Origin of the sequence: Streptomyces afghaniensis, from assembly GCF_044327915.1 — a bacterium.
Lineage (GTDB): Bacteria > Actinomycetota > Actinomycetes > Streptomycetales > Streptomycetaceae > Streptomyces > Streptomyces afghaniensis.
The window spans coordinates 232,774-252,264 of record NZ_JBIRGJ010000002.1 but is presented as its reverse complement, the minus strand read 5'-3'; the positions used below and the strand labels follow the sequence as shown (position 1 = coordinate 252,264).

At 73.3% G+C, this 19,491-nt stretch carries 18 protein-coding genes; 12 read left to right on the top strand and 6 right to left on the bottom strand.

All coding sequences use genetic code 11. The features are described from left to right. Window positions 1-4: 4 nt before the first annotated feature. From ACH4G3_RS07405 to ACH4G3_RS07360, 10 genes are all read left to right on the top strand, one after another. Window positions 5-1,261 carry an MCE family protein gene (locus ACH4G3_RS07405; protein ID WP_397623587.1) on the top strand — a complete coding sequence of 419 codons (1,257 nt, stop codon included), beginning with the start codon at window positions 5-7 and terminating at the stop codon, window positions 1,259-1,261. Then, window positions 1,258-2,295, top strand: coding sequence for an MCE family protein (locus ACH4G3_RS07400; RefSeq protein ID WP_397623586.1), 1,038 nt, complete (start codon window positions 1,258-1,260; stop codon window positions 2,293-2,295). Before ACH4G3_RS07405 ends, ACH4G3_RS07400 begins: the two co-directional genes overlap by 4 nt. After that, window positions 2,292-3,395: an MCE family protein gene (locus ACH4G3_RS07395; protein WP_397623585.1), complete on the top strand. Its 1,104-nt coding sequence runs from the start codon at window positions 2,292-2,294 to the stop codon at window positions 3,393-3,395. The genes ACH4G3_RS07400 and ACH4G3_RS07395 overlap by 4 nt, the downstream gene beginning before the upstream one ends. Beyond that, window positions 3,392-4,525, top strand: coding sequence for an MCE family protein (locus ACH4G3_RS07390; RefSeq protein WP_397623584.1), 1,134 nt, complete (start codon window positions 3,392-3,394; stop codon window positions 4,523-4,525). Before ACH4G3_RS07395 ends, ACH4G3_RS07390 begins: the two co-directional genes overlap by 4 nt. Then, window positions 4,522-5,802, top strand: a complete 1,281-nt coding sequence (locus ACH4G3_RS07385; RefSeq protein WP_397623583.1) for an MCE family protein — start codon at window positions 4,522-4,524, stop codon at window positions 5,800-5,802. Before ACH4G3_RS07390 ends, ACH4G3_RS07385 begins: the two co-directional genes overlap by 4 nt. Further along, window positions 5,799-7,076, top strand: a complete 1,278-nt coding sequence (locus ACH4G3_RS07380; RefSeq protein ID WP_397623582.1) for an MCE family protein — start codon at window positions 5,799-5,801, stop codon at window positions 7,074-7,076. The genes ACH4G3_RS07385 and ACH4G3_RS07380 overlap by 4 nt, the downstream gene beginning before the upstream one ends. Then, a complete protein-coding gene (locus ACH4G3_RS07375) occupies window positions 7,049-7,597 on the top strand; it encodes a hypothetical protein (protein WP_397623581.1) in 549 nt (182 codons plus the stop codon). Before ACH4G3_RS07380 ends, ACH4G3_RS07375 begins: the two co-directional genes overlap by 28 nt. A 50-nt stretch (window positions 7,598-7,647) precedes the next feature. Further along, window positions 7,648-8,415, top strand: a complete 768-nt coding sequence (locus ACH4G3_RS07370; RefSeq protein WP_397623580.1) for a hypothetical protein — start codon at window positions 7,648-7,650, stop codon at window positions 8,413-8,415. A gap of 73 nt (window positions 8,416-8,488) precedes the next feature. Beyond that, complete coding sequence (locus tag ACH4G3_RS07365) at window positions 8,489-8,824, top strand: ArsR/SmtB family transcription factor (protein WP_397623579.1); 336 nt, start codon at window positions 8,489-8,491, stop codon at window positions 8,822-8,824. Continuing rightward, window positions 8,824-9,549 (top strand): cation efflux transmembrane domain-containing protein, encoded by a 726-nt coding sequence (locus tag ACH4G3_RS07360; RefSeq protein ID WP_397623578.1) that lies wholly within the window; start codon window positions 8,824-8,826, stop codon window positions 9,547-9,549. Before ACH4G3_RS07365 ends, ACH4G3_RS07360 begins: the two co-directional genes overlap by 1 nt. Window positions 9,550-9,601: 52 nt before the next feature. On the opposite strand, the gene uppS is transcribed toward ACH4G3_RS07360, so the two are convergent. From uppS to ACH4G3_RS07345, 3 genes are all read right to left on the bottom strand, one after another. Next, on the bottom strand, window positions 9,602-11,338 hold the full coding sequence (gene uppS / locus ACH4G3_RS07355; protein ID WP_397623577.1) for a polyprenyl diphosphate synthase: 1,737 nt from the start codon (window positions 11,336-11,338) through the stop codon (window positions 9,602-9,604). A gap of 129 nt (window positions 11,339-11,467) precedes the next feature. Next, window positions 11,468-11,617, bottom strand: a complete 150-nt coding sequence (locus tag ACH4G3_RS07350; protein WP_397623576.1) for a hypothetical protein — start codon at window positions 11,615-11,617, stop codon at window positions 11,468-11,470. Between the two features lie 156 nt (window positions 11,618-11,773). Then, on the bottom strand, window positions 11,774-12,469 hold the full coding sequence (locus tag ACH4G3_RS07345) for an ANTAR domain-containing protein (RefSeq protein WP_397623575.1): 696 nt from the start codon (window positions 12,467-12,469) through the stop codon (window positions 11,774-11,776). A gap of 186 nt (window positions 12,470-12,655) precedes the next feature. Between ACH4G3_RS07345 and ACH4G3_RS07340 the strand changes: the two genes are divergently transcribed. Then, entirely contained in the window at window positions 12,656-13,012 is a 357-nt protein-coding gene (locus tag ACH4G3_RS07340; protein ID WP_354735508.1) for an STAS domain-containing protein, read from the top strand. Then, entirely contained in the window at window positions 13,009-13,962 is a 954-nt protein-coding gene (locus ACH4G3_RS07335) for an anti-sigma factor RsbA family regulatory protein (RefSeq protein WP_397623574.1), read from the top strand. Before ACH4G3_RS07340 ends, ACH4G3_RS07335 begins: the two co-directional genes overlap by 4 nt. A gap of 28 nt (window positions 13,963-13,990) precedes the next feature. Here ACH4G3_RS07335 and ACH4G3_RS07330 read toward each other — a convergent pair whose 3' ends face one another. From ACH4G3_RS07330 to ACH4G3_RS07320, 3 genes are all read right to left on the bottom strand, one after another. Further along, window positions 13,991-15,028 carry a rod shape-determining protein gene (locus ACH4G3_RS07330; RefSeq protein ID WP_397623573.1) on the bottom strand — a complete coding sequence of 346 codons (1,038 nt, stop codon included), beginning with the start codon at window positions 15,026-15,028 and terminating at the stop codon, window positions 13,991-13,993. Window positions 15,029-15,200: 172 nt separating this feature from the next. Then, complete coding sequence (locus ACH4G3_RS07325) at window positions 15,201-18,449, bottom strand: SAV_2336 N-terminal domain-related protein (RefSeq protein WP_397623572.1); 3,249 nt, start codon at window positions 18,447-18,449, stop codon at window positions 15,201-15,203. Next, window positions 18,439-19,458 (bottom strand): AAA family ATPase, encoded by a 1,020-nt coding sequence (locus ACH4G3_RS07320; protein WP_397623571.1) that lies wholly within the window; start codon window positions 19,456-19,458, stop codon window positions 18,439-18,441. The genes ACH4G3_RS07325 and ACH4G3_RS07320 overlap by 11 nt, the downstream gene beginning before the upstream one ends. Between the last annotated feature and the right edge of the window lie 33 nt (window positions 19,459-19,491).

Below are 19,491 nucleotides of genomic sequence, written 5' to 3'. Positions count from 1 at the left end.
GCCGATGAGAGGGACGAGAGTACTGAGACTCCGGCTGTACGGCGTCGCCTTCCTGGCCGTGCTCGCGCTGCTGCTGTCGCTCGCCGTGGCCGTCTACCAGCAGGCGTTCACCTCGGTGGTGCGCATCACCCTGGAGGCCGGCAGCCTCGGCAACCAGCTGGATCCGCGCGCCGACGTCAAGCTGCGCGGACTGCTGGTCGGCGAGGTGCGCTCGGTGCGCGCGGACGGCGAGAAGGCGACCCTCGACATCGCGCTCAAGCCGGAGTACGTCGCGTTCATCCCGTCGGACGTGCACGCCCGGCTGCTGCCCAAGACGCTGTTCGGCGAGAAGTACGTCGACCTCGTCGCCCCGCGCGGTTCCTCGGCCCGGCCCATCCGCGCCGGGGACGTCATCACCCAGGACCGCACGAAGGCGGGCATGGAACTGCAGCAGTTGCTGAACGACCTGCTGCCGTTGCTGCGCACGGTCGAGCCGGCCGAACTGAACGCCACACTCTCGGCGTTCGCCACCGCGCTGGAGGGCCGCGGCGACCGGATCGGCGACAACCTCACCCGCGTCGAGAGCTATCTGCGCCGCATCAACCCGCATCTGCCGTCCCTGAAGGAGGACATCGCGCGCTTCGCCGACGTCGCCGAGGTGTACGGGGACGCCGCGCCCGACCTGATGCGGATCCTGCGGAACACGGTCACCACCAGCCGCACGATCGTCGAGAAGAAGGACCGGCTGGCCGCCGCGCTCCGCACCACGGCGACCGTCTCGGGCACCGGCGAGGACTTCTTCGACGCGAACGGCGACCGGCTGATCACGCTGGGCCGGGTCTCCCGCCCCACCCTTCAGCTGTTCGCCCGCTACTCGCCCGAGTACCCCTGCCTCCTCGAAGGGCTGGTCCGCCAGGAGAAGGCGTCCGAGGAGGCGTTCCGGGGCGGCCGGATGCGGATCACCCTCGAAGTCGTACGCCCGCAGGCCGCGTACGAGCCGGGCGAGGAGCCGCGTTACGCCGAGCGGTCCGGGCCGAACTGCCGGGATCTGCCACGTCCACAGGTGCCCGCACCGCACACGAAGCTCAACGACGGCACGTCGCCCGGTGGTTCGGGCGGCGCCCTGCCCGGAGGTGTCGACGTGTCCGCCACCGCGGCCGAGCAGCGGGCCGTGGGCTCGCTCGTGGCCCCCGTCATGGGCGTACCGGCGGATGAGGTGCCGCCCGTCGCGACCCTGTTGTTCGGCCCGCTGGCCCGGGGAACGGCGGTGAGCGTCGCATGAGGACCACAGGAGCCCGTCAAACCGCTGCCCCGCTGGTCAAGTTCGGCCTCTTCGCACTGGCCACGATCCTGGCGACGGCTCTGCTCGCCGCCACCATCGTCAACGTCTCCTTCGCGGCGAAGGACACCTACCGGGCGGTGTTCAGCGATGTGACCGGCCTGGAGGAGGGCGACGACATCCGCGTGGCCGGGGTGCGCGTCGGCGAGGTCGAGGGCATCCAGATCAAGGACCGGACACTGGCCGAGGTCACCTTCACGGTCACCGCGGAGCGCCCGCTGCTCACCAGTACGGGCGCGGTCGTCCGCTACCGGAACCTGGTCGGGCAGCGGTACATCGCGCTCACGGAGGGCGCCGGCGACGGCACCCGGCTGCGGCCCGGCGGCACCATCCCGCTGTCCAGGACCCAGCCCGCGCTGGACCTCAACGCGCTGCTGAACGGCTTCAAGCCGCTGTTCGCCGCGCTCAGCCCGAGCGACGTCAACCAGCTCGCCACCGAGATCATCAAAACCCTGCAGGGCGAGGGCGGCACGGTGAACAGCCTGCTCGCGCACACGGCCTCACTCACCACGACACTCGCCGACCGCGACGAGCTGATCGGCTCCGTGATCGACAACCTCAACTCCGTACTGAAGACGCTCGACCAGCGCGGTGGCCGTTTCTCCGGACTGCTGAAGCAGCTGCGGCGGGTGATCTCCGGACTGTCCGCCGACCGCAAGCCCATCGGGAAGTCCCTGGTGAGCATCGGCGACCTCACCGAGGCCACGTCGGGGCTCCTGCACGACGTCCGCCCGCCGCTGAAGGACGACATCGCCGAGCTGGGCGAGCTCACCGGAACGCTGAACAGGAACGAGAGGACTGTGGACGGCGTGCTGAAGCGGCTGCCGAACAAGCTCACGGAGCTGACGGGGACGGCGTCCTACGGCTCGTGGTTCAACTTCTACCTCTGCGACTTCGACGGCCGGATCGTGCTGCCGAAGACGAAGCAGGTGCTCACCCCCGAGTTCCACGTGGCGCGGGCGAGGTGCGGCGCATGAGGATCCGCATCGCGGCGCGCAGGACGCGGCGCCGCCGCCCCGAGCCCCTGGTGAAGGTGCGCGTCCTGCCACCGAAGCTGCCGAGGATCAGGCTGCGCCGGAAGGCGGGCGGTCCGCGGCTGAAGCCGTTCCGGGACCGCAACCCCGTGGTCGTCGGTGCGGTCGGGCTCACCACCCTCGCGCTGCTGACCGCGGCCGCGTTCAACGCCGACAGCCTGCCGGTGATCGGCGGCGGCGAGACGTACAGCGCCGCCTTCTCGGAGGCGGGCGGCCTCAAGCCGGGCGACGAGGTGCGGATCGCCGGGGTCAAGGTCGGCAAGGTCGACGACGTCGATCTGGACGGCGACCACGTCAAGGTGACCTTCAAGGTCAAGGACGACCCGGACCTCGGCACCGAGACCGGTGCGTCGATCCGGGTCAAGACGATCCTCGGCGCGAAGTACCTGGCGCTGCACCCGAAGGGGCCGGGCCGGCTGAACCCGGGCAGCGAGATCCCGCTGCGGCGGACGGTGTCGGCGTACGACGTCGTACAGGCGTTCAGCGACCTGACCACCACGACGGAGGAGGTCGACACGGAGCGGCTCGCGAAGGCGCTGGACACGATCTCCACCACCTTCCAGGACTCGCCCGCGGAGGTCCGGGCCTCCATCAGGGGACTGTCACGGATCTCCCGGACGGTGGCCTCGCGCGACAAGGCGCTGCGCGAGCTCCTCGACCACGCGAACGGAGTCACCGGGGTGCTGGCCCAGCACTCGAAGGACTTCTCCGCGCTGGTGAAGGACGGCGACAAGCTGTTCAAGGAGATCAGCAAGCGGCGCACGGCGATCCACAGACTGCTCAAGAGCACCGCCCTGCTGGGCATCGAGCTGTCCGGACTGGTCGACGACAACCGCGAGGAGATCGGGCCCGCGCTCAAGAACCTCAACACCTTCGTCAGGATGCTCGAACGCAACCAGGCGAGCCTCGACCGGAGCGTCAAGCTGCTCGCGCCCTACGTCCGGGTCTTCACCAACACCCTCGGCAACGGCCGCTGGTTCGACTCCTACGTTCAGAACCTGGTCGCCGCCCCGGTGGCACCACGTACGGGAGGCTCACGATGACCAGGCGCTCGTCCGCCCAGCGCACCCTGGTGCTGCTCACCGTGCTCGTGGTCGTCGCCGCGCTCGCCGTCGTGCTCCGGCCCCGCCCCGGGACCGTCCGGGTCACGGCGTACTTCCCGCGCACCGTCGGTATCTACCCCGGCTCGGACGTCCGCGTCCTCGGCATCCGCATCGGCGAGGTCGAGCGGATCACGCCGGAGGGCGACCGGGTGCGCGTCGAGCTGGAGTACGAGGAGGGCCGCAAGCTGCCGGCCGACGCGCAGGCCGCCATCATCAACTCCTCGGTGGTCAGCGACCGTTACGTGCAACTGCTGCCCGTGTACCGGAAGGGCCCGGTGCTGCGGGACGGCGACGTCATTCCCGAGTCCCGCACGGCCGTCCCCGTCGAGCTGGACCGGATCTTCGACAGCCTGCACACCACGTCCGAGGCGCTCGGCCCGAAGGGGGCGAACAAGGACGGCTCCCTGTCGCGGCTGCTGGGCGTGAGCGCGGACAACCTCGAAGGCCAGGGCGAGAACCTCAACCAGACCGTCGAGGACCTCTCGCAGGCCGTCACCACGCTGTCCGACGGGCGGGGCGACCTGTTCGGCACCGTACAGAACCTCCAGGTGTTCACGGCCGCGCTGGCAGCCGACGACCGACGCGTGCGGTCGTTCAACACCAGCCTCGCCAAGGTGGCGGAGCAGCTCGCCGGAGAGCGCGAGGACCTCGCGGCGGCGCTGAAGCACCTGGGTGCGGCACTCGGCGACGTGTCGCAGTTCGTGAAGGAGAACAAGAAGTCGCTGACGTCGAACGTGCGCGGCCTCAGCAGGGTCACCAAGGTCCTCATCACCCAACGCGCCGCGCTGGAGGAGCTGTTGGAGGTCGCCCCCACGGGTCTGTCGAACCTGCAGAACGCCTACAACGCCTCCGCCGGCACCCTCGACACCCGCAACAACCCCGAGGGGCCGCAGGACCCGGCGTCCCTCCTGTGCTCCCTGCTGAAGACGACCGGGGACGAGGGCGGCAAGCACCCCGACTGCGCGGAGCTGAAGAAGCTCTTCGACTCCCTGCCCGAGGTGCCGACGGCCCCCGCGGTGACGGGCACGGTCGACCGGACGCTCGGCGGAATCCTGGAGGCCCGCGCATGAGTGTCTCCCGTAGGACGGGCGTGGCCGCGTGGACGGCCGCCGGTTCGCTGCTGCTGTCGGGCTGCCAGTTCAACGGCTGGTACGACGTCCAGCTCCCCGGCGGAGCGGCGGCGGACGGCCGCGCCTACCACGTCACGGTCGAGTTCAGGGACGTACTGGACCTGGTGCCGCAGTCGGCGGTCAAGGTCAACAACGTCACCGTGGGCGCGGTCGAGAAGGTGGAGCTGGACGGCTGGCACGCCCGGGTGCGGCTGCGCGTCGCCGACTCGGTGAAGCTGCCCGCCAACGCGGTCGCCGATCTCCGGCAGACCAGCGTGCTCGGCGAGAAGTACGTGGCGCTGTCCGCGCCGGTCGGCACCGCGCCCGTCGGACGGCTCCGCGACGGCGATCGCGTCCCGCTGTCCCGCAGCGGCCGCAACCCGGAGATCGAGGAGGTGTTGTCCGCCCTGTCCGCGCTCCTCAACGGCGGCGGCGTCGCCCAGCTCAAGACGATCACCGTTGAGCTCAACAAGGCCCTGGAGGGCCGCGAGAACCGGGTCAGGTCCCTGCTCACGGAACTCGACACGTTCCTCGGCGGCCTCGACGGGCAGCGCGCGGACATCGTCCGCGCCCTCAAGGGCATCGACCGGCTGGCCAAGCGGCTGAGGACGGAGAAGAAGACGATCGCCGAGGCCGTCGACACGCTGCCGCCCGCGCTGAAGGTCCTCGCCGACCAGCGCCGCGACCTGACGCGGATGCTCACCGCCCTGTCGAAGCTGAGCAAGACCGGCACCCGGGTCGTGAACGCCTCGCGGGACGACGCCGTCGCCAACCTCAAGCAGCTGAAGCCGATCCTGCAGCAGCTCAACAAGGCGGGGGACGACCTGCCCAACTCCCTTGAACTGCTGACCACTTATCCGTTTCCGCGCAATGTGGTCGACGCTGTCAAGGGCGACTACGTCAACCTCGCGGTCACCGCCGACCTCGACCTGGCGGGCATCTACGGCAACGTCACGGACAAGCCCGGCGGCGGCTCCGGTGAGGGGGACGACGGCCCCGACACCCCGGACCTGCCGGACGTGCCGGACCTCCCGGACGTGCCCGGCCTCCCGAAACCCACCCCGCTGCCCGAGACCCCGGAAGTTCCGGTCGAACCCTCGGCGCCCACGGACGGCGACGACCTGCTGTGCCCGCCGGTGTGCACCGCGGCCTACGGCCCCCGAGGAGACTCCGGGCGCCTCCCCGCGGGGATCGACCTCGCGCTCGCCGAGCTCATGCTGAAGGGAATACAGCCGTGATCACCCGTACGGTCAAGGCCCAGCTGCTCGCCTTCGCCACCCTCACCGCCGTCGGGGTGTCGTACGTCGGCGCCGAGTACACCGGCCTGGTGGACGACGTCCTCGACCGGGGCTACACCGTGCGGGCCGACTTCGCCGCGTCCGGGGGCATCTTCTCCGGCGCCGAGGTCACCTACCGAGGGGTGCCGGTGGGCCGGGTGGGCGAGCTGCGGCTGTCCGGGTCAGGGGTGTCGGTGGCCCTGGAGATCGAGGACGACGCGCCCCGTATACCGGCCGACACCCTGGCGGTGGTCGCCAACCGTTCGGCGGTGGGCGAGCAGTACGTCGATCTGCAACCGCGGCGGACCGGTGGCCCGTACCTGATCGACGGCAGCCCGATACCGCGCGCACGCACCCGCGTGCCACTGCCCACCACCGACCTCGTCGTCAGCCTCGACCGGCTGGTCAACTCGGTCGGCAAGGACGATCTGCGCACCACCGTCGACGAGTTGGGCAAGGCCTTCGCCGGCACCGGGCCACGGCTGAGCCGGCTCGTGGACTCGGGGAACGAACTCGTCGAGGAGGCCTCCGACACGCTCCCGGAGACGGTCTCGCTGATCGAGGACTCACGGACGGTGCTCAAGACACAGTCCGACCAGGGTTCGGCCATCAAGTCGTTCTCCCGCGACCTGGCGGCGCTCACCGCCGAGTTGAAGTCGAGCGACGGGGACCTGCGCCGGCTGATCGGCAACGCGGTGCCCGCCGGGCAGGAGATCGACTCCCTGCTGAAGTCGACCCGGCCGGATCTGCCGGTCCTGCTGGCCAACCTCATCAGCGGCGGCCAGGTCACCGTGGCGCGGCTGCCCGGAGTCGAACAGGCCCTGGTCACCTTCCCGGTCGTCGTCGCCGGCAGCTACACGGTCGTCCCGGGCGACGGCACCACCCACTTCGGTCTCGTCCTCGGCGCCGACGACCCGCCGGCGTGCACCCAGGGTTACGGCGGGACGCGGCGCCGCGACCCCGCCGACACCAGCACCCGCCCGGCGAACACCGACGCGCACTGCACGGCACCGCGCGGCAGCGACACCTCGGTGCGCGGCGCGCAGAACGCCCCCGGCGCGTCGGCGGGTTCGTACGGCGCCGACCGGGCCGCGTACGTCACCCCGTACGACCCGGACACCGGCACCGCCACCGGCCCGGACGGGACACCCGTCGAGATCGGCTCGACGGGTGGCGAACAGACCGTCTTCGGAAAGGAGTCGTGGCAATGGCTACTCGTCGGCCCGATGGCATGAACGCCGAGACCGATGGCATGAAGGCCGACGGCAGGAAGCGGGGGCCCCGCAGGGCGCTGACCGTCGGACTCGTCGTCGCGACCGTCCTGACGACCGCGCTGTCGATCTGGCTCGCCGTGGGGCTGACCGGACAGCGCGCGGCAGAGCAGCGGCGGCAGGACGTCCTGGCGGCGGCCCGCCAGTCGGCGCTGAACTTCACCTCGCTCGACTACCGCCACTACCAGCGGGACAGCGGGAACGTGCTCAAGAGCGCCACCGGCGACTTCAAGAAGCAGTTCACCGCGCAGACCGAGCAGTTGACCGAACTGGTCGCCGAGAACAAGTCCGTGTCCGAGGGGCAGGTCCTCGAAGCGGGCATCGTGCGGTCCGACGCCCGGTCCGCCCGGGTCCTGGTCGTCGCCGACAGCAAGGTGACCAACACCGCCGTGCCCGACGGAGAGGCACGCACGTACCGGCTCCAGCTCGACCTCGTACTCGAGGGCGGCCGGTGGCTGACGTCCGACGTCGAGTTCGTGGGCTGACGACCGGCCTCCCGTACGAACAGCAGGCACGAGAGTTGAGGACGAAGACCGTGGCGAACACGACCTCGCGAGGCCGGGGCGTCGGCTCCCCCGCCCGCCGCACCATGACCGCGGCCGCCCGCGCGGCGGCCAAGCGCACCGAACGCGCGGAGCACCCCGCGGACGAGGCACGTCCAGGGGGTGAGGAGCGGTACTCCGGGCGCACATTGGTGATCGAGGCTGCGGGCGGCTGGGACGACCCGCCGGAGCCGGCCCCGGAGCCGGACCAGGTGTCCGAGTCCGAGGAGGTGCCGGAAAAGAGCGCGTCCGTACGGCCCTGGCGACGGCCGCTCTCCATGGCGCTCTGCGCCGTGCTCGTGGCAGGTCTGGTCGCCATCGCCGTGCTCGGGTGGCAGTACCGGGAGGGGTTGCGCGCGGAACAGGCGCGGCGAGAGGCGCTCGCGGCCGCGCGGAAGGCGGCTCCCGTCGTCCTGTCGTACGACTACCGGCATCTCGACCGGGACTTCGCCCAGGCCCGCACCCGTCTGACCGGCACCTTTCGCGACGAGTACCGCAGGACCACGAAGACGGTCGTCGGACCGACTGCCAGGAAGTACCACGGCGTGGTGAAGGCGACGGTGGCGGCACCCGCAGGCGGTGGCCGGCCCGCGGCGTCCGTCGTGTCGGCCGGACCGGACAAGGCCGTGGTCCTGCTGTTCGTCAACCAGGTCACCACGAGCACCCAGGTCAGGGGGTCCCGCGTGGATCTGAACCGGGTGCGGATGACGCTCACCCGCACCGCCGAGGGCTGGAAGGTGAGCGCCGTGGACGCGCTCTAGGACGCCGGCGCCGACTCAGCTGGGGCTCAGTTCAAGCTTTCCTGAATTCAGAGATTTGTGTATCGTCGTGCGCGTGCTGAACCTCGCGTCCGACATCCAGGTGCTGGCGCGGTTCGGTCGCGCGCTCGCCGATCCGATCCGCTGCCGTTTGCTGCTCGTCCTGCGTGCGGCTCCGGCCTACCCGTCCGATCTGGCCGAAGCCATCGGTATCTCCCGCACGCGTCTGTCCAACCACCTGGCCTGTCTGCGTGACTGCGGACTGGTCGTCGCCGTTCCCGAGGGCCGTCGTACGCGCTACGAGCTCGCCGATCCCCGTCTGGGTCACGCGCTGGACGACTTGCGCACGGCCGTCGTGGCTGTCGCCGAGGACAGCACGTGCCCGGACGCCGAGGAGAAGGGCTGCTGTTGATGACCGCGGAGGTTTCCCTCGGCCCGGCCCCTGCGCGCCGGGAGGTCCTGGCGCGACGCATACGGCTCCTGGTGGCGGCGACGATCACCTACAACGTGATCGAAGCCGTCGTCGCCATCACGGCGGGGTCGGTCGCGTCGTCCTCCGCGCTGATCGGCTTCGGTCTGGACTCGGTGATCGAGGTCTCGTCGGCGGCCGCGGTGGCCTGGCAGTTCTCGGCCCGCGAGCACGCCGTGCGCGAGGCGCGGGAGAGGAAGGCGCTGCGGGTCATAGCCGTGTCGTTCTTCACGCTCGCCGCCTTCGTGGCAGTGGACGCGGTCCGGTCCCTGGCGGGCAGCGGGGAAGCCGGGGCGTCGGTGACCGGCATCGTGCTGGCCGCCGTGTCCCTGGCGGTCATGCCGTTCCTTTCCGCCGCGCAGCGACGGGCCGGGCGGGAGCTCGGGTCGGCGTCGGCCGTGGCGGACTCCAAGCAGACGCTGCTGTGCACCTATCTGTCGGCGGTCCTGCTGGTGGGACTGCTCGCCAACGCGGCGTTCGGCTGGTCGTGGGCGGATCCCATGGCCGCTCTGGTGATAGCGGGGATCGCCGTGAAGGAGGGCCGGGAGGCGTGGCGCGGAGACGGCTGCTGCGCGCCGGCCGGGCTGAGCACGCTGAAGGCCGGCGGCGATCCGGCCGGAGCCGAGGACGCCTGCGGCTGCGCCCCGGCCGGCGCCTGCTGCGACTGACCTGGTGGTGCCGCCACTTCGGGGCTGGGGGTGGTCCTCGTCGGTGTTCGGGTCAGGGCGTCGACGTCGGGGCGGTGCCGAGGCGGCGCTGGCGGTGGGTGTACGTGGTGATCGCCTGCCACAGGTGGCGGCGGTCGGTGTCGGGCCAGAGGTCCGGCGTGAAGTGCAGCTCGGCGTAGGCGGTGTGCCAGGGCAGGAAGTTGGAGGTGCGCTGCTCGTTGCCGGTACGCCAGAGCAGGTCGACGTCCGGCATGTCCGGGTGGGGCAGGTGCCGCGCGAAGTCCTCCTCGCCGATCAGGTCGGGATCCAGCCGGCCGGCCCGGGCCCTGCGGGCGAGGGCCGCGGCGGCGCGGGTGAGCTCGTCGCGGCCGCCGTAGTCGATGCACATCGTCAGCGTCAGGCCGGTGCGCGTGCGGGTGCCGCGCTCCCTCAGGTGGAGCAGGTCCGCCAGGTCCGGCGGCAGGCGGCCGGTGCGGCCGTGCCAGCGCAGCCGGACGTCGAGATCGCGGAAGGGGTCGTCGACGACCTCGCGGCGCAGGAGGTCCAGGATCGCGTCGACCTCCCGCGGATCGCGGTGCCAGTTCTCGGTGGAGAAGGTGTAGAGCGTCAGGTGCCGCAGCCCGATGTCCAGGGCGCCGTGCACCACCTCGCGGACGGCGGCGGCGCCGGCCCGGTGTCCCGCGTGCCGGGGCAGGCCGCGCTGCTGGGCCCAGCGGCCGTTGCCGTCCATGATCACGGCGACGTGGGCGGGGAGGCGGTCCGGCGGGATGTGCGGGGGCCGGTGGCCGCCCGGGTGCGGTGGCGGGGGCCGGAAGCTCCGGGTGTGTGCCGCCCGGCCGGCCGCGGGCGGGCTGCCGGGCCCGGCCGGCCGGGCGGGCGGCACCGTCAGCGGAGTCAGACCCCAGGCCAGCGCGGCGCGGGCCCGGGCGGGGGCGAGGATGCGGACCCGGGTGCGGAGCGCGGGCCGGGGCGGGCGCCGCAGGAGGGCCGGGCCGGCGGAGTCGATCGCGTCGAGCTGGGCGTGGAGCAGGGCGGCCATGGTGTGCACGACGGTGGCGGGCCCGGGGTGCATGCCGCGGCCGAGGCCGTCCTGGGTCACCCACTGGCGGGCCAGGCCGGTCAGCTGCGTGACCAGGGCGGCGACGGCGGGGCTCCAGCGCCGGTGCGCCAGGTCGTCCGCGGCTCCCGGACAGGGCCGCACGGCCTCGTCGGGCAGGAGGAGGTCGCCCTGGGCGAGGTCGGCGGACAGGTCGGTGAGGATGTCCGTGAGCCGGACGCCGTCGAGGAACTCCTCGTAGGTCTCCCGGCAGTCCAGCCGTAGCGCCACGGGGACGCCCGCCCGGTCGAAGAGGGTGCGGACCTGGCCGAACCAGGGCAGCAGGTTGTCCCGGCCCCAGCCGCGCCACGCGGCCCAGTCGGTGAAGTGCCTGCCGCGGGTGTCGTCCTGGACCTGGACCATGGCGCCGTGCAGCTCGGACAGGTCCAGGCGCCAGCGCGCGGCGGTGTCGACCAAGGCGTGGCGGACCGGGTCCGGGCTGGTGCCGGCGGGCAGTTCGCGGTGCAGGGCGGTGATCCACTCCTCGACCCGGGCGGCCCGTTCGGCGGCGGGCGCGGTGCGGTCGTCGCCCAGGTCGTCGAGCGCGTTGGCCGCCGCCCACAGGGCCCAGCAGGCCGGCCGCAGCGCCGCGGGCACCAGCTGGATCAGCGCGTACTCCGCCGGGTCCTGCTCCCTGGTCCGGTGCCGGCACAGCCCGTAGGCGGCCCGCAGCGCCGGATCGTCGCCGATCACCGCCCGTGCGGAGGTCGCTCGTCGGTCTTCCGGTCGTGTGTTCGCGCGAGGCACACCGCACACAACGAGGACGGCACGTCCAGGTTGTGCGACGTGCGGCCGGGCTGGTGCATGTGGGTCGGGGTGCCGTCAGGAGCCGGTGCCGTCGTCCTCGGTGTCGGTGTCGTCGCGGTCGCCCTCCGCCTGGGACGGCGTGGGGTGCGGTGGCGCGGTGCGGTCGGGCGTGTCCTGCTGGTCGTCGCGGTCGCCCTCTGCCTGGGACGGGGTGTGGTCGCTCATCGGGTGCCTCCTTCCCGTGCCGGTGGGACCGGAGCTGCCGCGTGCTCCGCTCCGGGCCGGGTACCCCGACGGGCTGCGAAGCACCGTGGCAGCGGCGGGCGGCCCGGCCGGCGGCGTACCGGGGCGGCGGCCGGGGGTGGGTTCCTCGGGCCGGGGTCAGGTCCGGCCGCGACGGGTGATGGCTCGCTGCAAGGCCTCACGGAGGGCGGGGGACGGGCGGGGACCGTCGGGCTTCGTGCTGGCCGTCACGGCGGCGGCCACGTCGCGGAGCTTGGTGTTGGAGAGCTGGGAGGTCTCGCGGAGGATGTGCCAGGCCTCGTCGGACGTGCAGCCGTGGGTGGCCATGAGGATGCCCCGGGCCTGGTCGATGACCGGGCGGGAGGCGATGGCCTGGCGGAGCTGCTGGACCTCCTCCTGGAGGACGTGCAGGCGCTCCGAGCGTTCCAGGGCGACCGCGGACGGGGCCGGGGCGGACGGCCGGCCCGGCTCCGGGCCGGGGTGGGGCGTGGCGCGCAGCGGGTCGGTCGTGTCCAGGCCCGCCAGTTCCAGGATCCGGCGCGGCTGGCCGTTCCAGTTCGTGGTCGTGACCGTCACGAATCGCTGCCGGGCGAAGTCGCCCAGCACGTCGAGGAACTGCAGACCCGCCGTGTCCATGAAGTGCACGCCCCCCATGTCCAGGTCCACCCGCGTGATGGTGGGCGGCAGTTCGGTCAGGGTCCTGGCCAGTGTTTCCGCGCAGCCGTGAACCAGCTCACCGCACGGGGTGAGCTCAGCCCGTTCCGCGTCCACGCGGCCACTGATGACCAGTGTGTTCAACCCTCCTGTGCGATGTGCTGATGCCGCAGACGTCATGTCACCGCCTCTTCGGTCCTCTTCGGTCGTGTTCCTCCTCGCGGAACCGCACGACGTCACTCGCCCCCGTGGACGTCGGTGTGAGGTGCGCCTGCCCGCCGTACGGCGTACTACACACCACAGCGGGGAATGAGCTTCTCCCGGGCGGGTACGAGCGCTGTGGTCCACAAGCGTGGGGAGAGGGGCTTGAACACTCAGTATCGGGTGCCGGCGGCCGGGTCCAGTGATCCCGTGCCGGGCCTGGCTGTGTTCCCGTTGTCCGGGCGGCAGGGTGTCCGGGCGGCGGGCGAGGTCGTCCTGACGACACGTGCGATCTGGGAAGGCGTACTGGAGCAGGCCGTTCGCGAGGATGAGGACGTGTACTACCTGGAGTTGTCCGACGTGACGTTCGTCGACGTCGCGGGCGCGGGTGCGCTCGCGACGGCCGCCGGGCAGCTCGGGGACGGCCGGCGGTTCGTGGTGCGACGGCCACCGCCCGCCCTGCGGCGGACGCTGGACCTGCTGTGGCCCGACCACGCGGGGATCGAGGTGTCGGTGTCGTGACCGCTCCCGTGGCCGAACCCTTCGGTCCTCTCGAACCCTTCGTCCATCCCGCGCTCTTCTACCGCGACGAGGCGGAGTACCTCGACGTCACCGTGCCCTTCGTGCGCGAGGGCCTGGCGGCCGGCGAACCCGTGGCCGTCGCGGTGCCGGGCAAGAACCTCGCGCTGATCCGGGACGCGTTGGGCGAGGCCGCCGAGTCGGTGCGGCTCCTCGACATGCGCGAGGCCGGCCGCAACCCCGGGCGGATCATCCCCGGTGTGCTACGCGCGTTCGCCGACGCCCAGCCGCCCGGACGCCGGGTGCGGATCATCGGCGAGCCCATCTGGGCGGGGCGCTCCGACACCGAGTACCCCGCGTGCGTCCAGCACGAGGCGCTCATCAACGCGGCCTTCCGGGGCCGTACGGCGACCATCCTGTGTCCGTACGACGTCGAGCAGCTCCCCGAGCACGTCCTCGCCGACGCCTACGCCACCCATCCGACCGTCATCCCCTCCGGCTCCCGGCTGGAGCAGGGCAGCGACGCGTACGCGCCCGGGGACGTCGTCGACCGCTACAACGAGGCGCTGCCGCCCGTGCCGGACGCGCTGACGTTCGCCTTCGACTCCGGCTCGCTCTCCCAGGCCCGGCACGTGGCCGTCGGGGAGGGCGCGCGGCTCGGCCTCACCGGCGTCAAGCTGGACGACCTGGCCCTCGCCGTGGCCGAGCTCACGACCAACAGCGTGGTGCACGGCGGCGGCCGCGGGGTGCTGCGGGTGTGGACCGAGGACGGGTACGTGGTCTGCGAGGTGCGCGACGAAGGGCGGCTCACGGACCCGCTGGCCGGGCGCCGGCCAGTGCCCCGCGACCAGCGCGGCGGGCGCGGGCTGCTGCTGGTGAATCTCATCGCCGACCTGGTGCGGGTGCACAGGGGGGACAGCGGGACGACCGTGCGCTGCTGGTTCGCCCGCTGAGGGCCCCAGGGTCTCGGGGCCCGGTGGCTCAGGACCCCAGCGGATCCAGCGCCAGCGGTGCGATCCTGCCCTCCATCATCGCGCCGAGGCCCTGCACGGCGCACACGTCCGGGCGCTCGGCGATGTGCACGGGCATACCGGTCGCCTGACGCAGCATCTGGTCCAGGCCCGGCAGCAGCGCACTGCCGCCGACCATCATGATCCCCCGGTCGACGAGGTCGGCGACCAGGTCGGGCGGGCAGGACCGCAGCACCGCGCCGATGCCGTCGAGGATGGCGGTCAGCGGCGTCTGGATGGCGTCCCGGACGGCGGCCGTGTCCACCTGGACGGAACGGGCGAGGCCCGTGGCGACGTCCCGCCCGTGGATCTCCGTCGAGGCCGGGCCCTGCGGGGTGAGACCGTTGCCGGACAGGGCGAGCTGCAGCGGCCGTACCGACTGGCTGGGCAGCATCAGCTCGTGCCGGTGCCGCAGGTGCTGCACGATCGCCTGGTCGACGGCCTCGCCGCCCACCGGGATGCGCTCGGCGGTGACGATCGAGCCGAGGGACAGCACGGCCACCTGCGTCGCCGCCGCCCCGCACACCATGATCATCGTGGCCTCGGGCTGCTCCACGGGCAGTCCGCAGCCGACGGCGGCGGCGATCAGCGTGTCGACCAGTTCCACGCGGCGGGCCCCGAGGCCGACCAGCGTCTCGATGGCGGCGCGCTGGGCGAGCGGGTCGGCGTCGTGCGGGGTGCAGGCCGCGGCGCGCAGGATCGGCTTGCGGCGCAGGCTGCGGCGCATCTTGTCGCCGAGCAGGTGCCGCAGCATGCGCTGCGCCATCTCGATGTCGACGACGGTGCCGCCGGAGACCGGCCGTGCCACCCGGATGTAGTCCGGTGTGCGGCCCGTCATCTTCTCCGCGAGCTCGCCGACCGCGATCAGCGCGCCGGTGCGGGTGTTCACAGCGGCGGCGGACGGCTGGTCGACGACGAGCCCGGCGCCCTTGACGTAGACCCGGGTGCGGGCCGCCCCCAGGTCGACGGCGAAGTGGCAGCGGCGCAACTGCTCCAGACTGGCGGTCATGGCAGGTCCTCCCGAGAGCACAGACCGTGGGAAGCCGCCAGGTGGCGGGCCTCGCAGACGTGGGGCCGCCGGGCGGCGGGCCTCCCTCGCATCCTGCGCGGGAAGGGCCCGGGGCGCCTTTCTGAGGGGGCCGGGCGGGGTGCCGCCGAACGGGGGGTTCGGCCCCACCGGACTACAGGGACCGTGCGGCCTCCAGGAGCGGTGTCAGGGAAGTGACGGTGGTTTCGCAGCCGGCCTCGCGGAGCTGCCGGTCGGTGGTGGCGTTGCGGGCGAGGCCGACGAAGCGCAGCCCGGCCCGCTGGGCGGCGGCGAGCTCGGCGACCGTGGAGCCGATGACCAGGCCCGTGGTGGCGGTCCCGGCGCCGGAGTCCAGGGCGCGCAGTAGGCAGTCCGGGTGCGGCGTGAGGAGAGCGAGATCCTCGGCACGGCCGTGAACGCCGGCCAGGGGGAGCGTGCCGTAGGGCCTCAGGTAGCGGTGGGCGGCCTCGGCGCAGGCATCCGTGACCACGCAGACGCGGCGGCCGGAGGCGTGCAGGGTGCGGAGCAGGGGCGCGAAGTTGTGTGTCGCCGGCGCGTGCGGCACGGCCTGGAGTTCGAGGTCGTCGAGGCGTTCCCGCAGCAGCGGACCGAGCCGGTCCTGCGCGAAGGCCCGCAGGACGTCCAGTGGATGCGCGAACGCCTCCTGCCCCGCTCCGGCCCCGGTGTCCCGAGGGCCGCGGTGCTCGGCGACGAGGGCGAGCAGATCCAGTACGGCCTCGCGCGCGGTGCTCGCCGAGAACAGCCGGGCAACGGGTCCGTCGAAGCCGAACAGCACGGTCTCGGCGTCGCCGAGGAGGCCGGGCAGCGGGCGGTCCGGCGACGGGGCCGGGCCCTGCGGTCCGGGCAGTGCCGCTCCCTCCGGGGCGAGCCGCACCGAGGCCGCCACCGACAGCCCCGGCACCGGCCACCTGCGCAGCCCGGCGTTGACCGCACGCTGGGCCGCGCCCGCCCGGCGCAGTGGATGGCGGCGGGTGATACGGGCCGCCTCCTCCAGCAGACGGCCGAGCAGCGGCTCGGACACCCGGGGCACCTCGGCGCGCACGAAGGCGACCGGGTCGTCCACCTGCCAGGACAGTTCGACCGCGGCGGTGAAGGCGCCCTTGCCGGAACTCGGCAGGGAGACCTGGTGGTGGGAGTGGTGGGTGGTGAGGTCCACCTCGTAGTACGTCACGAGCCGCGGCGGCCCGTCGCCGTGCGGCTGGGCGGGGTTGAGGAGGGTGAGCGGGCCGTCGGGCCGGGTGTGGACGACGGCCGTGCGGCCCGGGGCCGGTATCCCGAGCCGGCGCAGGTCGCGCGTGATGAACGGGCCCCGCACCAGGTCGCGGGCCTCGGGGTCGGGGGCGGCCGTGGCAGGGGACAGCGGGCAGTACCAGGCGACGGGCGGGGTGTCCGGGGCGCCGCCCCGGTAGAGGGGCTGGAAGCGCTGCGGCCCCTGCGCCGCCGAGCTGCCGGCGAACTGCTCGTACACCTCCGGGGAGACGACCACCTGGATGTCGGCGGAGGTGTGCGGTTCCTCCTCCGGCGGCGGGGTGGGCCGGTCCCAGAACGTCACGGTCAGACGCGGCGGGTCCACCAGCCCGGTGAGCACCTCGGGCAGCCCGCGCAGGACCGCGACCAGCACCGGGAGCACATAGGTGCCGGGTTCGGTGTGGACGACGTAGCCGTTGCCGCGGACCCGGACGTCGAACCCGGAAGCGGTGAGGGCGCCGCGGGAGAGCATCTCGTGCACCGCGTGTTCGAGGGTGATACGGGCCTCGGGGTGGCCGGTGAGGTCGTCGGCCTCGAAGAGGATCGTGGGGCGGGCGCGGTGGCCCAGCCGGCGTACGGTCTCCTCGCTCACCGTCGCGAACGCCGTGCCCGAACCGTCGCGTTCGCCGGTCGTCTCGGCCCGGAAATCGCCGGCCGCGAGCCCGGCCCGTTCGTCGATCAGTCCTCCGACCTGTGCGAGGAACTCGCGGGTGCGGCCCCGGGCCGTGCGGGGGAGGGAGCGCAGCAGCAACTCCCGTACGCCGGGCCGGAACTCGTAGGAGCCGGGTGGGCCGGGGACGGAGGCGAGCATGCCGCTGAGGATCACCTCGGCCAGGTGCTGGGGGCGCGGGTCGCGGTCCACGGTGCGCTGGACCAGGCGCATCACCGGCACCGAGGGGACCGCCAGGGCGAGGTGCCCGGCGAGGCGGAAGGCCTCCGGGGACGCGGTCGCGCGAAAGCGCAGGACCAGCTCCTCCGGGGAGGACGAGGCGATGTCGGGGGTCGGTTCGGCGGGCGGGGCGGGGGAGGGCGGCAGCCAGGCGGCCGCGCCCGGCGTGCGGGCCCCGCCCGGGCCTGCGACCAGGGCCGCCCAGTGCGCGAGCCAGGGGGCGCCCGGTTCCAGGACCGGTAGGGGGAGGGCCTGGTCGGGGGGTGGTGCGGCTTCGTAGGGGGTGAAGGCGAGGGTCGCCGAAGGTGCCGCCGTGGAGGGGGAGGTGAGCAGGCCCGGCTCGGCGGGGAGCGCGGTGGTGGGCCAGAGGTGTTCCGGAAGGGGCTGCACCACGGCGAGCGGCAGGTGGCGGGCCCAGTGGCGCAGCGTGCGGTACCAGCGCTCGCCCGCCTCGCCCGGACGCCACTGCGGGCCCATGCAGTCGCTGACGACGAGCGTGACGGTGCGGCCGTCGTCGAGGACGGGGACGTGGCGGGCCCGGCCGTCCGGGGTCGCCGGGTGCAGGGTGACCGTTCGGAAGAGGCCCGACTGGGCGAGGGCGGAGTGCAGTTCGCTCACCAGGGGGCGCCAGACCGGCATGGTGGGGCCGGTGTCGTGCACGAGGTTCAGGCGCAGCCAGCGGTCGGGGGCCGGGCGCAGGACCGGGAACCACACGTCGGGGTGGGCGCCGAGCCGGGCGATGCGGTCGGCCGTCGCCCGCTCGTCCAGCACCCGGGTGTGCGGGGAGGGCACCTTGCGCTTGAGCGGGCGCAGGGCGCGCTGGAGCGCGAGGGGGTGGGGCAGCATCGGGGGCGCGGGGGCGAGGAGGGGGGATCCGCCGCCGGGCGGGGAGTCGTGCCGGTGGTGCGGGGAGCGCGGGGCCGGCAGGGTCAGCGGGACGCGGTCGGGGGTGGGGCGGACCGGCTCCGGCGCCGGTTGCGGGGGTGCGGGGGCGGGGGTGTCTGCCTTCTCGGGGATTTCCGCCTGCTGGGGGGCGCCTGCCTCGGGTGCGGGCGTGACGGACGAGGGGGCGTGGCCGTCGCCGGGTTCCGGCAGCGGCTCCTCCTCCTGCCGGTCCGGGTCCAACAGGGCGGCCATCCACAGCAGTTCGGCCAGCTCTCGCGGCGTCGGCGACGCGCCGGCCGCGGACAGGGCCGCGGCCAGCCGGGCGACCGGGGACGGCCCGGGGCCGTGGTCAGAGACCATCGCCGTCGGCCGTCGCGCTGAGGTACGGCATCAGCTGCTCGGCGAGGTCGTCGCGGGACTCGGCGTCGAGGCCCGCGACTCCCGTGAGGTAGAGGGCGTTCAGCAGCTGGTCGGTGGCGAGTTCGCCGCCGCCGGCCCGCTCCAGGAAGCGGGTGATCAGACGGTCCGCGTGACCGTCCGGGGTGTCGAGGTGGGCGCGGACGATGTCGGTGAGCTGCTCCCGGTCGGGGCGGCGCAGCTTCAGCCGGACGCAGCGGCGCAGGAAGGCGGGCGGGAACTCGCGTTCGCCGTTGCTGGTCAGCACGACGAACGGGAAGGCCCGGCAGCGGACCCGCCCGCGGTGCACGGTGACCGGGGTGTCCGTGCCGTCCGCGAGGACGTCGGCCGTGCCATCGCCCGAGTGGCGGGCGGCCCGGACCAGTTCCGGGATCTCGTACTGGCCCTCCTCCAGGACGTTCAGCAGGTCGTTCGGCAGATCGAGGTCGCTCTTGTCGATCTCGTCGACGAGCAGGGCGCGGGGCCGCTCGTAGGGGAGCAGGGCGGTGCCGAGCGGGCCGAGGCGCAGGTGGTCCTCGACGTCGCCGGCGGCACCGCCGGGCCCGCCCTGCCGCTCCCGGGCCGCGTACAGCCGGGACAGCGGGTCGTACTGGTAGAGGCCGTCGGCGAGGGTGCTGCGGCTGGTGATGTTCCAGCGCAGGACCGGTCCGAGGCGCAGCTCGCGCGCCACCGCGTACGCGAGTGAGGACTTCCCGGTGCCGGGCGGGCCCGTGACGAGCAGGGGGCGGCGCAGGCACAGCGCGGCGTTGACGAGCCGGACGCTCTCCGGGGTGGCCACGTACGACTTCGCCCGGTGCACGCGGTCGGGGGAGACGGCCGTCGCGTCGTCGCTGTCGAGGGGCGGCGGCACGGCGGGCCCGCCGTCGAAGGCACGCCAGGGCGGTGGGGCGGGGAGGTGGTCGATGCCGTCGTGCGGCTCGTTCTCGCCGGTGTAGACGGACCAGTGCGGCATGGGGGATGTTCTCCGCTCTCCGTTTCGAGCTGG

Coding starts and splice junctions, on each gene's coding strand:
- ACH4G3_RS07345 (WP_397623575.1), bottom strand. CDS start 12,469: ATGACGTCTGCGGCATCAGCACATCGCACAGGAGGGTTGAACACACTG.
- ACH4G3_RS07390 (WP_397623584.1), top strand. CDS start 3,392: ATGACCAGGCGCTCGTCCGCCCAGCGCACCCTGGTGCTGCTCACCGTG.
- ACH4G3_RS07395 (WP_397623585.1), top strand. CDS start 2,292: ATGAGGATCCGCATCGCGGCGCGCAGGACGCGGCGCCGCCGCCCCGAG.
- ACH4G3_RS07375 (WP_397623581.1), top strand. CDS start 7,049: ATGGCTACTCGTCGGCCCGATGGCATGAACGCCGAGACCGATGGCATG.
- ACH4G3_RS07405 (WP_397623587.1), top strand. CDS start 5: ATGAGAGGGACGAGAGTACTGAGACTCCGGCTGTACGGCGTCGCCTTC.
- ACH4G3_RS07360 (WP_397623578.1), top strand. CDS start 8,824: ATGACCGCGGAGGTTTCCCTCGGCCCGGCCCCTGCGCGCCGGGAGGTC.
- ACH4G3_RS07385 (WP_397623583.1), top strand. CDS start 4,522: ATGAGTGTCTCCCGTAGGACGGGCGTGGCCGCGTGGACGGCCGCCGGT.
- ACH4G3_RS07350 (WP_397623576.1), bottom strand. CDS start 11,617: ATGAGCGACCACACCCCGTCCCAGGCAGAGGGCGACCGCGACGACCAG.
- ACH4G3_RS07330 (WP_397623573.1), bottom strand. CDS start 15,028: ATGACCGCCAGTCTGGAGCAGTTGCGCCGCTGCCACTTCGCCGTCGAC.
- ACH4G3_RS07400 (WP_397623586.1), top strand. CDS start 1,258: ATGAGGACCACAGGAGCCCGTCAAACCGCTGCCCCGCTGGTCAAGTTC.
- ACH4G3_RS07320 (WP_397623571.1), bottom strand. CDS start 19,458: ATGCCGCACTGGTCCGTCTACACCGGCGAGAACGAGCCGCACGACGGC.
- ACH4G3_RS07325 (WP_397623572.1), bottom strand. CDS start 18,449: ATGGTCTCTGACCACGGCCCCGGGCCGTCCCCGGTCGCCCGGCTGGCC.